This window comes from Streptomyces sp. NPDC043867 (assembly GCF_056435845.1).
This window is the reverse complement of record NZ_JBWKDS010000013.1, coordinates 133,166-144,531: the sequence shown is the minus strand read 5'-3', so window position 1 is coordinate 144,531 and position 11,366 is coordinate 133,166. Positions and strand designations below refer to the sequence as shown.

The window sequence follows — 11,366 nt, the reverse complement described above, 5'->3', positions numbered from 1 at the left end:
CCCGAAGGACCCGCCCGTCTCGTGCTACGGGCCGGTAACCCGGGGTTGCGGCCAGTATCCGGTAACGATCGTGCCGCGCACCTTGTGACACGTCTCGCCGCTCATAGCATGCGATCATGTCTTTTCTCTCAAGTCGCCGCAGAAAGCCGCGCCTTGCCCCCGAACTCGACGACGGGGACCTCGGCAGGCTGCTGAAGTCTCTGCGCGCGACGACCAGGTCCGGCACGTTCGGCACGACGGACCTGTGCGTGGCCCAGCTGTCCCGCCTCTTCGAGCAGGACCCGGACGACTGGGACCGGCGGGCGCACCGGATGTCCGTCCTCGCGGACTACCTGTCCGACTCGCACCTGCCGTCCGCGTGGGCGACGCGTGAACCGGGCAACGCGAGCGCGCTGGTCCTGGGCGCCTGGGCCGAACTCGTCCGCAGCCGTGCGGCGGGAGGACTGGCGGACGCGTCGGGCACGGCCAAGCAGTGCCTCCGGGCGTCGGAGATCGACCCCCGGGATCCCGCGCCGTGGGTGGTGCTGCTCGGCATCGCCCGCCTGGAGCGCTACGTGCAGTCGGACGTCTTCGGCGCCTGGAACGAGATCCTCGCCCGCGACCGCTGGCACCGGGAGGCATACCTGAGCATGCTGGCCCACCTCTCCCCCGAGGAGGCGGGCTCGCGGGTCCAGGTGCTCGACTTCATCGACTCCATACGCCCCCGGATGCCGGCGAACGCACCGTGCGCCGCGGTCGAACTCACCGCCCAGGTCATGCAGTACAACGCCGCCCTCGCCCGTGGGGGAGTGGACGCCCTGGTGGCCCGCAACCACTGGACGAACCCGCAGGCCGTCGAGTCGCTGCAACGGGCCCACCACACCTGGCCGCAGCCCGCGTTCTTCCATCACGCGAAGAAGCTCGCCGACCTGAATCTCCTCGCCTACGCGCTGATGGCCGCCGACCGCAGGCAGCAGGCCGCCCCCGTCTTCGAGGCCATCGGCACCGCCGTCACCGCCTGGCCCTGGAACAGCACCGGCGATCCGCTGGCCGCCTTCGAGCACGCGCGGAACAGGGCGGGCCTCTGAGGCACCTCCCGAGGGGCCGCCCTCACAGCGCGGCGGAGCGCCGGGACGCGGCCTGGTCGGGGGTGGAGACGGGCACCCCGAGCGGGCGGGCGAGGCCCACCACCCCCTCGTCCAGCCGCTGCAGATGCCGCAGCACGCGGCCGGTGACCCGGTCGTGCCGCGGAACACCCGACCGGTCGGTCTCCAGCATGGACGCGAGACTGGCGCCGGTCTCCACCGCGCCCGCGTCGTGCCGGTCCTCGACATGGGCCACCAGTGCGTCGATGTTCTGCGCGATGCGCCGGCCGGCCCGCTTCAGCCGCGGATCGGCGGCGACCGTTCTGCTGTGCGGGAGGAGCTCCGCCGTCGCCGCCAGCGACCGCGCGTGGTACGCGCACGTCTCCAGCAGCGCCACCAGGTAACGGGCGGTCTGCCGCCGGGAGCGCAGCGGAGTGATCGGGTGCGTGAGCGGCTGCGTGGAGGCCCGCAGGTCCTCCAGCGCCGTGTCCAGATCGCGTGCCATGTCCAGCAGGTCGAGCGCGGGTCCGCCGCTCAGCTGCTCTACCGCGGCGCCCGTCACGTCCCCGAGGCGTTCCAGCACCGTGGCGAGCAGCTCGTCGGTCCGGTGGTCGGTGTGCACCGGCAGCACCAGCGCGGCTGCGACGACACCGCAGACGGCACCGAGGGCGGTCTCCTCGATCCGCAGGACGAGCACCTCGGGACTGTAGGTGTTGAGGAGCGTGTACAGCAGGCCCAGCATCGCCGTCACGAAGAACGACATCAGGGCGTACGACAGCGGCGCGGTGAAGAACATCGCGAAGATGAACAGCAGGACCAGCCCGAACGCGGTCCACGTGTGGTTGCCGACCACGCCCGCGAGCAGGACACCGGCGACGACACCGAAGACGGTGCCCAGCAGCCTGCGGTAGCCCTTGACGAGGATCTCGCCGGTGGAGGCCGTGTTCAGGAAGACCACCCAGCAGGTCAGCACCGCCCAGTACCAGCGCTGGCTGGACAGGAACTCGCCGCCGACGATGGCCAGCGCCGACCCCACCGACACCTGGACGGCGGCCCGGGTCGTGGGGCGCCGCAGCCCCGTACGGTCCTCGTCCTCCCGCTGGTTGTCCTCGGCCCCCGCGATGGCGACGTCCTCGGCGTCCAGCTCCTCCCGCGAGCGGGTCGTGGCCGGTGAGTCGTCGGACTCGTCCTGCGGCCCGTCGAAGGCGAGCCGCAGGCCCAGCACCGAGCGCGCCGCCTCGCCGATGCCGCGGAAGACGTCCTGGACGGCGGCCGGGGCGTGCGGCAGGTTCTCCTCGTCGCGGTAGGCGAGCAGCCGGTTGCGCACGTGCGCGAGCGCGGTGCCGCGGCCGCCGGCGACGGGCCGGGCGACGAGCATGCGCAGCGCGTCGAGGTCGCGGCGCAGTGTGGCCGTGATGTCGTCCTGGGCGCGCAGCCGGTTCCCGGCGGCGGGCACCGGGGCGTTGGGCAGGTGCAGGGTGAGGGTGTCGGCGCGCTCGGCGCTGCGCGCGGTGAGCAGCAGGACGCCCAGCCGCTCGGCGGCGATCTCCGCGTCGGCGATACGGCGCTGCACGTGCGAGGCGGCGGCGCTGTCGCTGGTCCCCTCCTCCAGCCGGCCCTGGATCATCATGGCCGTCTCGTGGAGGCGGGCGGTGTGCCGCCGTACCTCCTCCAGGGCCTTCTCCATCCGGTCCGGCCCCGCGTCCAGCAGCTCGGTCTGCGCGGACACCAGCTGGGCCAGGCGCGCCCGGAAGGCCTCCCGCAGCCGCTTCAGGATGCGTTCGGGTGTCTCCGCCACCAGGCCGAAACGCGCGGCCGCGCTGCACGCGAAGGCGAGCACCAGGGTGAGGCACAGCCCGGGCAGCGTGCCGGAGCCGGCCTGTACGAACAGTGAGACGAAGTAGACCTGGAAACCGATGAGTCCCAGGGCCGTCCCGCGGTCGCCGAACCGGCGGCTGTAGACCGCGCCGAAGATCAGGGCGAGGAAGAAGAGGTCACCCGCGATGACGTGGGTGTTCAGCAGGGCGCCCAGCGACATCGCCGCGAGGGACACGGGCAGGCCCAGCGCGAGAGTGATCGCCTGTTCGCGCCGCTGCTTCTCCCGGATGGCGAAGGTGGCGACCATGGCCGCCATGGCCCCGGCCACCATGTGCGTCACGTCGGCGTCCATGAGGGCCAGCACGGCGAGTGCGAGCGCGATGGCGCCCACGGTCCGCAGGCCGGCCATGAGCCGCAGCAGCCCCGGGTCGGACGCCGCGAATCGGTCCCAGGTACCTGTCCAGGTCGGCCGTGTCGCTTTCCTCACCCTGCCGTACGTCCTCGCTCGCCGTCATGATCCGCAAGCTCCAGCATGTCACGGCGCCCCGGGCAGGCGGGTCCCCGGGGCGGCGGGCCGTCGTGCGGGCGGGTGCGGGCCAGCGCACCTCAAGGGGGCTGACGCCGCATCACGCGGGTCAGGTCGCGGTCCGCTCGCCCTTGCGGTCGCGGCGCGTGAGGACGCGCTGGATCCGGGTGAGACCGGTGGGGAGGCGTCCGTGCAGGGCGGCCCGTGCGGCGTTCGCGCCCGGGGCGCCGTGGACACCGCCGCCGGGATGCGCGCCGGCGGAGGCGAGGAAGAGCCCCTTGACCGGGGTCTCGGGACGCCCGCTGCCCGGCACGGGACGGAAGACCAGCTGCTGGTGCATCGCCGTGGTGCCGCCGTTGATCGCGCCACCGTGCAGATTCGCGTTCATGCTCTCCATCGTGGGCGGCGCCAGGATGCGGCGGGCCCGCACGAGGGCGCGGAAACCGGGGGCGAACCGCTCGACCTGGGCCTCCACCCGGTCGGCCATCGCCTCCTGCTCGCGCCGGTCCCAGGCGCCGGTCAGTCCGTCGTCGCCCGCGTCACCGGTGATCCGCTGCGGCACGTGGGTGTAGGCCCACGCGGATTCGGTGCCGAGGGGCGAGCGGGTCGGGTCCGCCGTGGTCATCTGACCGAAGATGGCGAACGGCCGGTCGGGGACCTGATGCATGGCGATCTGCGCCGCGAACCTGGTCAACTCGTCCACCCCGTCGGCGAGATGGACCGTGCCCGCCGACGCCGCCCGCTCCGCGGTCCACGGCACGGGCCCGCCGAGGGCCCAGTCCACCTTGAAGGTGGCGAAGTCCCACTGGAAACGACGCAGGTCGGCGAGGAGTTGCGCGGGCAGGTGCGCCTCGTCGACGAGGGCGCCGTAGAGCATGGGCACGGAGACGTCGGCCAGGACGGCGCGGTTCGCGGAGACGGCCTCCCCGGCGGCCGTGCGCACGCCGACGGCCCTGCCGCCCCGCACCACCACCTGGCTGACGCGCTCACCGCAGCGGACCACGCCGCCGCGCTTCTCCAGCCGGCGCACCAGGGCCCGGGTGAGGGCGCCCGCTCCGCCGGCCGGCACCGGGAAGCCGTACGTCTGGCCCAGCATGGACATCAGCCAGCCGAAGCCGCCGCTGCCCGCGGCCTCGGGCGCGAGGTCGGCGTGCAGGGCGTTTCCCGCGAGCAGGAGCCTGCCGCCCTGACCCTCGAACTCCTCCTCGCCCAGCCGCCGTACGGGCAGCACCAGGGACCGGGCCAGCCGCAGGCCGCCCGCCCCGCGCAGCCGCACGGCCAGCCGTGCTCCGGCGCGCACGGGCGGGAAGGGGGTGAACAGGGCCTCGACGATGTCGGGCCCCAGCCGTGCCCAGATCCGGTGCAGCTCCCGCCAGGCCTCGCCGTCCGCGGGGCTGAACTCGCTCAGGGCGGCGGCGGTGTCGTCGAGGTTGCGGCCCAGCAGGGCGCAGCTGCCGTCGGTCAGGGGGTGGGCCAGCACGTACGGGGCGTGGCTCCAGCGCAGTCCCTCGCGTTCGAGGTGCAGGCCGGCCAGGACCGGGGACGCGGCGGCCAGCGGATAGAAGGAGCTGAACAGGTCGCTGACGTAGTCCGGGTGCACCCCGTGGTCGTGCCGGACCGCGCCGCCCGGTTCGCTCTGCTCCTCCAGGACCTCCACGCTCCAGCCCGCGTCCGCCAGCAGGTTGGCCGCCACCAGACCGTTGGGCCCGGCGCCGATCACCACCGCGTCCGGCATGTTCTGCCTCCTGTGTCGCCGGGGCGGGCCCGGCCGCGGGCGGAAGGCCGCGCGGTGGTGCCCGCCGGGTCCTACCGGCTCGCGAGCCCGGTGATGGAACGGTTCTCGCACAGGTCCGCCAGCCGGTTGAGCATCGCGCGATGGCGCAGCTGGACCAGTACCTCGAAGGCGGCGTTGTGCAGCGTGCCTCCGGCACCGCGCAGCGGGTGCTCGTCGACGATCAGCAGGGTGTCGTCGCCCCATTCCCGGACGTCCAGGGCGATCCTGGCCGTGCCCAGGGGGCCGGAGTTGGCCTCGAGTTCGAGCTGCCGCGGGGGTTCGCAGCGGCGTACGACGGTCTGGTTGCTCACCGTCCAGGGGCCCATCCGCACGTCGAAGGTCAGGGCCGCGCCGACCTCGGGCCACTGTCCCTCGGCGGGCCGGGTGTCGGACGTGCCGACCACCCATTCGCTGTAGCAGTCGGGGTCGGCCAGGACGGCCCACACCACGTGGGGAGGCCTCTTGATGAGCTGGTGCCGCACAGCCATGCAACCCTCCTGGGGAAACCGGTGTTCGCAGCTCGGCGCTGTCCGTCCGAGATGGCTGCACTCAGGTTTCCATCTTCGGCGGAGTTACGCCTTTTCTGCCGGGACCGGCGGCACGGGCCCTCGCGCTCCCGTTCACCCCCGGGGAGGGGACGGGAGTCCGCAGGCCGTCCTCGCGGCCCGCGGTTAGCGTGGTGACCATGCCTGATGCCGATTCGCGTCGTACCGGCCCGCTGGCGGGCCGCGTGGTCGTGGTCACCGGAGCCTCCCGCGGCCTCGGGGCCGCCATGGCACGCGTCCTGTCCGAGCGGGGCGCCGTCGTGGCCCTGCTGGGGCGGCAGCCGGAGACGATCTCGGCGGTCGCGGAGACGCTGCCCGGCCGGGCGGGGTGGTGGGAGGCCGACGTCACCGACGACGCCGCCATGGAGCACGCCGCCGCCCGGATCCGCGTACGCCTGGGCACCCCGTCCGCGGTCATCGCCAACGCCGGCGTCGCCGAGGGCGGGCCGTTCGCCGAGTCCGACCCGGCGACCTGGCGGCGCGTGATCGACGTGAACCTGACGGGCAGCGCGATCACCGCCAGGGCGTTCCTCCCTGACCTCGTCGCGACGCGCGGCCACTACCTGCAGATCGCGTCCCTCGCCTCCATCGGGGCCTCTCCGATGATGAGCGCCTACTGCGCCTCGAAGGCCGGCGTGGAGTCCTTCGCGCACGCCCTGCAGGCCGAGGTGGCCCACCAGCGCGTCGCCGTGGGGATCGCCTACCTCAACTGGACCGACACGGACATGACCCGGGACGCGGACCGGCACGCCGTACTGCGGGAACTGCGGGCGCACATGCCGGCTCCGGCCCGGAAGGTCTACCCGGTCGAGCAGGTCGCCGAGCGCATGGTGAGGGCCGTCGAACGCCGCTCCCGTGCCGTCTACGTACCCGGCTGGCTGCGGTTCGCCCAGATCACCCGGGCGGTCCTGCCGCCCCTGGTCACCCGGATCTCCCGGACCGAGCTTCCCCGGCTGGCGGCCGCGGCCGAATTCGAGGCGACAGGCCTGCTGGGAGCGGGGGCCCGCGACGACCCCGCCGGCAGGCGCGGGGGCGGCGCACAGCGGCCGGGGTGACGCGGGCCGGACCGGTCGTCAGCACGGACGGACGCGTCCGACGCGACCGTCCGCGGGCGGCCCTAGGTGAGGGGCCCCGGGTGGGGGGCCGGCGGCACGGGGTCCGGGCCGGCCGGCTGCGGAGGGGCCGGCGGAACCGGGTCCGGCGCGGGCACGGGCGCGGGCACGGGCGCGGGGCCGGGCTGCGGATCCGTCGGTCCGGGCGGCGGAGTCGGGTTGGGCGGGGTGGGGTCGGTCGGCGGGAAGCTCATCGGCCACCTTCTCTCTCGGCGGACAGGGATCGGCTCACGGGTTCCCCGCGCACCACGATCATGCCTCCGGCGCCCCTTTCGCACGGATGTGCCGCGGGCCACGGGCGGAAGGCTCACCGCGTGCGGTCCCGCCAAGCGGATCATCTCGGGCGTTCCCTGGTATGAGCTGCCGGAGCGCGGGGATCTGGAGATCCATGAACGATCCTCAGCACCAAGAAGGACCCGACCGCGCCCACCGGCGGCCGGACGGGGTCGACGACACCACCGTGGAAGCCCTCGGCGCCCTCTCGAAGGCGCTGGAGACGACGGAACGGGCCCGCGGTCACCTGTACGCGTTCCACCAGCTGACCGGCACGGCCGACCTGGAGCTCGACCGGGCGGTGGCGCTGCTGCGCAAGGCGGGGCACGGCGAGTACGGCGACCGGGTGGAGCGGGACATCCTGGGCCGCAACGTGATCCCCGGGCACTGGACGTTCCAGATCGTGGAGGCCTACAACGCCACCTACTACGAGCCCTTCAAGGACCTGGAGAAGCAGGCGCGGGACGACCTCGTCGAAGGACGCGACCACCTGTACGAGGCGGAGATGAAGGAGGACCGGCGCACCACGGGCCACCCGGACCACGCGGCGGGGCCCGGCCGGGCCTGACCCGGCGGCGGTGAGCGGCGCCCCCGTCCGGGCGGGGGCGCCCCGGCGCTACTTGACGACGGTCGACCAGTCGGGCGACTGCGCCGGGTCCAGGCTGCGCAGGCGTTCCAGCACGGCGGGCTTCTGCGCGTCCATCCAGTCGGCCAGCTCGCGGAAGGACACGCAGCGGACCTCCTTGCGGACGCACACCTTCTTGATCACGTCGTCGACGGACTTCATGTAGATGCCGCCGTTCCAGTTCTCGAAGTGGTTGCCGATGAACAGCGGGGCCCGGCTGCCGTAGTACACGCGGTTGAAGCCGTTGAGATAGGTCTGCGTGGTCTCCTCGCGCCACTTGTCGTACTGGGCCGGTTCGCCGTCGGTCTCACCGTCGGACTGGTTGTAGAGGAAGTTGAAGTCCATGGACAGGCCCTGGTACTTGCCGCCCTCGTAAGGAAGCATCTGCAGCGGGAAGTCCCAGACGCCGTCCTTCTTCGCCGGCCAGATCTGGAAGTCGCCCGCCGAGCTGGCGTCGTAGCGCCAGTCGAAGCTCTTGATCGCCTTGAGCAGGTTCTTCTGGCCCTCCAGGCACGGCGCGCGACCGCCCACGATCTCCTTCTCCGCGTCGAAGGGCAGGGCCGGCAGGTCGCTGTAGCCGGTGTTGGTCTTCCACTTCTCCACGAACGAGTAGAACTGGCTTATCTCGCTCTTCCACTCCGCGACGCTCCAGTCGCCGCCGCCCTTGGCGCCGCAGAAGTGGCCGTTGAAGTGGGAACCGATCTCGTTCCCGTCCTTCCACGCCTTGCCGAGCTCCGTCAGCGTGGTGCGGATGTGCTCGTCGGTCGGGTAGCTGATCGCCGAGTCGCCCGGGTCGTGCATCGGGGGGTGGTAGAGCGCCTTCTTGTCCTTCGGCAGCAGGTAGATGCCGGTCAGGAAGAACGTCATGTGGGCGTTGTACTCCTCGGCCATCTCCCGGTAGTGCGAGAAGAGCTGGTCGTCGCCCTGCAGCGCGCCGTCCCAGGAGAAGACCACGAACTGGGGCGGCTTCTCACCGGGCTTGAGCGGCTCCGCCTTGAGCCCGCCGCGCTGCGGCCCGGTGTAGGAGGTGGAGCCGTCCCCGATCACCTTCGTCCTGCCGTCCCACCGGGGTTCCTTCCCCTTGGCGGTTCCGTCGCCGGGCGACTTGCCGACCGCCGACCCGCTGGACGCCGGTTCGTCCTTCATGCCCCACACGACCAGAGGCACGGTGATGCAGGAGACGACCAGGGCGACGGCCGCCATCAGGATCCTGGGGCGGGCCGTCAGTTGGCCGAGGACGTCGGCGGCGCTGCGCCGGCGGCGCCGGCGGTGGGCGTTGGAGTTCATCGGTGGCGCATTCTGCGAGGAGGGAGAGCGGAGCGGCATGGTGCCGTCGCCGCTCGCGTCAGCTGAGCGGGCTCATGGCACGCGACCAGATGTCGTAGGGGACGGAGGTGGCGGGCGTACCGGCCACGCCTTTCAGCGGGAGGGGTTCCAGGCTTTCGGACAGGTCCATGCGGTAGGTGACGACCGCCGTGGACACCGAGCGGTGCGTGCCCACGTACCAGCCGGCCGTGTCCTTCTGGTTGGTGCCGCCCTTGCCCGCGACCGTCACCGAGGCCGGCGCCGCGTCCGGGTGCTGGGTGCGGAAGGACTCCCTGAGCGCGTCGGTGACCTGGCCGGCGACCTCGGCTCTGATCGCGCGGCGCGGTTTCGGTGTGCTCAGCGCGACGACACTGCCGTTGCGGGTGATGCGGCGCACCGAGTAGGGCTCGGTGTGGGTGCCCGCGGCGGCGAACGTGGCGTACGCGCTGGCCATGCGGATCGCGCTGGGGGTCGAGCTGCCCAGCGACAGCTCGGGGACCTGCGGGCCCATGCTGGACGACAGCAGTCCGGCGGCCTGAGCGGTCAGGCGCACCTTGTCGAGGCCGGTGTCCAGGCCGAGCTGCATGAACGGCGCGTTGACGGACGAGGCGAGCGCCTTGTGCAGGGGGATCTGTCCCCAGGACTTGCCGTCGTCGTTGCGGGCGGTCACCTTCTTGCCGCTGCGGTCCCAGTAGGGGCCCTCGGGCGTGGTGACGGGCACGTCGTCGTCTCCGTTGTAGACGGAGTCGGGACCGACGACGGTGGTGGTCGTCGTGTCCCGCTCCTTGCGGACACCGTGTTCCAGTCCGGCCGCGTAGACGAACGGCAGGAACGCGGAGCCGGCCGGGACGGTCGTCGCGTTGGACTCGTTGAAGCCCTGCTTGCGGTGGTCGGGGCCGCCGTAGACGGCGAGGATCCGGCCGTCGTCGGCGACCGAGGCGGCCCCGTAGTGCGCGGTCTTCGCCTTGTCGGGGTCGTCCTTCCCGGCTGCCTTGCGCGCGCGGGCGACGGCGGCGGTCAGGGCGTTCTCCCGCTTGCGGTCGAAGGTGGTGTAGATCTGGTAGCCGCCCAGGTCGAACTCCTGGTCGGAGATGTGCGCGGACTTCTTGGCGTACTGGGTCGCCAGCTCGACGAGGTAGTCGCTCTGGTGGCCGGTGTCGTAGACCTGGGACTGCTTGAGGGGCTCGGGGAACTCGGTGTACTTCGCCCGCTGGGACGCCGACAGCTTGCCGATCTTCACCATGCCGTCGAGGATCCAGGACCAGCGTTCCACGGCCCGGGCGTGGTTGCCCCCGCTGAGCGAGGGGTCGTAGAGGCCGGCGCCCTTCAGCAGCGAGGCGAGGAACGCGGCCTCGCTGACGTTGAGTTCGCTGACCTCCTTGCCGTAGTACGCCTGCGCGGCCCGCTGGATGCCGTAGGTGCCCCGGCCGAACCAGCTGGTGTTGAGGTAGCCCTCCAGGATCTGGTCCTTGCTCATCTTCTGGTCGAGCTTGATGGCCATCATGGCCTCGGTGAGCTTGCGGCCCACCGAGCGGTCCTGGGAGAGGTACACGTTCTTGACGTACTGCTGGGTGATGGTGGAGCCGCCCTGCGTGTCGCCCTCGCCGACGGTGCGCCACAGCGCGCGGGTGATGCCGCTGGCGGAGATGCCGGGGTCGGAGTAGAAACTCTGGTTCTCCGCGGCCAGCACGGCCCAGCGCACCTGCTCGGGGATGTCCTTGAGCGGCATCTCCTGGCGTCGCACCCAGCCGGTACGGGCCATGGGCGTCCCGTCCGACCAGAAGTAGACGTTGTCCTGCTGGGTGGCGTACGTGTTGAGGTTGTCCGGGATCTCCGTGGTGGCGTAGGCGACGCCCAGGAGGGAGGCGGTGGCGGCGAAGAGCGTCAGGAAGGCGCCCAGCCACTGGCGCCAGGACGGTATCCAGCGCCGCCAGTCGGTGCGGCCCGGCCGCGGGTACTTCGGGCGCAGGCGCCGGGCGTAGGGCGCGGCGCCCTCGATGACGGGGGCGAGGCGTGCGGAGACGGCGGCCGCCACGACGCCCGAGGCCTTCGACGGACCGGGTTTGCGGCGGGGCCCGCTGCGCGGCTCCACGGGCTTCGGCAGGTCCGACACCCGGAGCGCCATGGTGGCTTCCGGGTCGGTGCGGGCCGGCCGGCCGGGGGAGGCCGCGGGGGTGTCGCCGGTACGCGGCGGCTTTGCGGCACCTGACTTCGGGGCGCCCGGCTTCGCGGCACCTGACGGCGCGGCGCCGGACCTGGCGGCACCTGACGGCGCGGCGCCGGACCTGGCGGCACCTGACGGCGCGGCGCCGGACCTGGCGGCG

Annotated in this window: 9 protein-coding genes; 4 read left to right on the top strand and 5 right to left on the bottom strand. The window is 72.6% G+C overall.

Annotation, left to right across the window (positions count from 1 at the left end; all coding sequences use genetic code 11):
• Window positions 1–116: 116 nt before the first annotated feature.
• A complete protein-coding gene (locus AC069T_RS15675; RefSeq protein ID WP_476752779.1) occupies window positions 117–1,067 on the top strand; it encodes a hypothetical protein in 951 nt (316 codons plus the stop codon).
• A 22-nt stretch (window positions 1,068–1,089) separates the two neighbouring features.
• Here the strand turns inward: AC069T_RS15675 and AC069T_RS15670 are convergent, their stop codons facing one another.
• From AC069T_RS15670 to AC069T_RS15660, 3 genes are all read right to left on the bottom strand, one after another.
• A complete protein-coding gene (locus AC069T_RS15670) occupies window positions 1,090–3,369 on the bottom strand; it encodes an FUSC family protein (RefSeq protein WP_478783260.1) in 2,280 nt (759 codons plus the stop codon).
• Window positions 3,370–3,517: 148 nt separating this feature from the next.
• Window positions 3,518–5,143, bottom strand: coding sequence for a phytoene desaturase family protein (locus AC069T_RS15665; protein ID WP_478783259.1), 1,626 nt, complete (start codon window positions 5,141–5,143; stop codon window positions 3,518–3,520).
• A gap of 71 nt (window positions 5,144–5,214) precedes the next feature.
• A complete protein-coding gene (locus AC069T_RS15660; RefSeq protein ID WP_478783258.1) occupies window positions 5,215–5,670 on the bottom strand; it encodes an SRPBCC family protein in 456 nt (151 codons plus the stop codon).
• Window positions 5,671–5,867: 197 nt separating this feature from the next.
• Between AC069T_RS15660 and AC069T_RS15655 the strand changes: the two genes are divergently transcribed.
• Both AC069T_RS15655 and AC069T_RS15650 read left to right on the top strand, forming a co-directional pair.
• The gene (locus AC069T_RS15655) at window positions 5,868–6,782 is read left to right on the top strand and encodes an SDR family oxidoreductase (RefSeq protein ID WP_478783257.1); all 915 of its coding nucleotides are present in this window, start codon (window positions 5,868–5,870) and stop codon (window positions 6,780–6,782) included.
• A 445-nt stretch (window positions 6,783–7,227) separates the two neighbouring features.
• Entirely contained in the window at window positions 7,228–7,680 is a 453-nt protein-coding gene (locus tag AC069T_RS15650) for a hypothetical protein (RefSeq protein ID WP_478783256.1), read from the top strand.
• A gap of 48 nt (window positions 7,681–7,728) precedes the next feature.
• Here the strand turns inward: AC069T_RS15650 and AC069T_RS15645 are convergent, their stop codons facing one another.
• Together AC069T_RS15645 and AC069T_RS15640 are read right to left on the bottom strand one after the other, a co-directional pair.
• Window positions 7,729–9,024, bottom strand: a complete 1,296-nt coding sequence (locus tag AC069T_RS15645; protein WP_478783255.1) for a polysaccharide deacetylase family protein — start codon at window positions 9,022–9,024, stop codon at window positions 7,729–7,731.
• A 58-nt stretch (window positions 9,025–9,082) separates the two neighbouring features.
• Entirely contained in the window at window positions 9,083–11,167 is a 2,085-nt protein-coding gene (locus tag AC069T_RS15640) for a transglycosylase domain-containing protein (protein ID WP_478783254.1), read from the bottom strand.
• On the opposite strand from AC069T_RS15640, the gene AC069T_RS15635 reads away from it, so the two are divergent.
• Window positions 11,166–11,366 (top strand): hypothetical protein (locus AC069T_RS15635; protein ID WP_478783253.1); only part of this gene is annotated, 201 nt, incomplete at its 3' end. The genes AC069T_RS15640 and AC069T_RS15635 overlap by 2 nt on opposite strands.

What these genes read in the sequence shown, in the direction of transcription:
- AC069T_RS15675 (WP_476752779.1), top strand. Translation starts at nt 117, where the DNA reads ATGTCTTTTCTCTCAAGTCGCCGCAGAAAGCCGCGCCTTGCCCCCGAA.
- AC069T_RS15665 (WP_478783259.1), bottom strand. Translation starts at nt 5,143, where the DNA reads ATGCCGGACGCGGTGGTGATCGGCGCCGGGCCCAACGGTCTGGTGGCG.
- AC069T_RS15660 (WP_478783258.1), bottom strand. Translation starts at nt 5,670, where the DNA reads ATGGCTGTGCGGCACCAGCTCATCAAGAGGCCTCCCCACGTGGTGTGG.
- AC069T_RS15655 (WP_478783257.1), top strand. Translation starts at nt 5,868, where the DNA reads ATGCCTGATGCCGATTCGCGTCGTACCGGCCCGCTGGCGGGCCGCGTG.
- AC069T_RS15650 (WP_478783256.1), top strand. Translation starts at nt 7,228, where the DNA reads ATGAACGATCCTCAGCACCAAGAAGGACCCGACCGCGCCCACCGGCGG.
- AC069T_RS15645 (WP_478783255.1), bottom strand. Translation starts at nt 9,024, where the DNA reads ATGAACTCCAACGCCCACCGCCGGCGCCGCCGGCGCAGCGCCGCCGAC.
- AC069T_RS15640 (WP_478783254.1), bottom strand. Translation starts at nt 11,167, where the DNA reads ATGGCGCTCCGGGTGTCGGACCTGCCGAAGCCCGTGGAGCCGCGCAGC.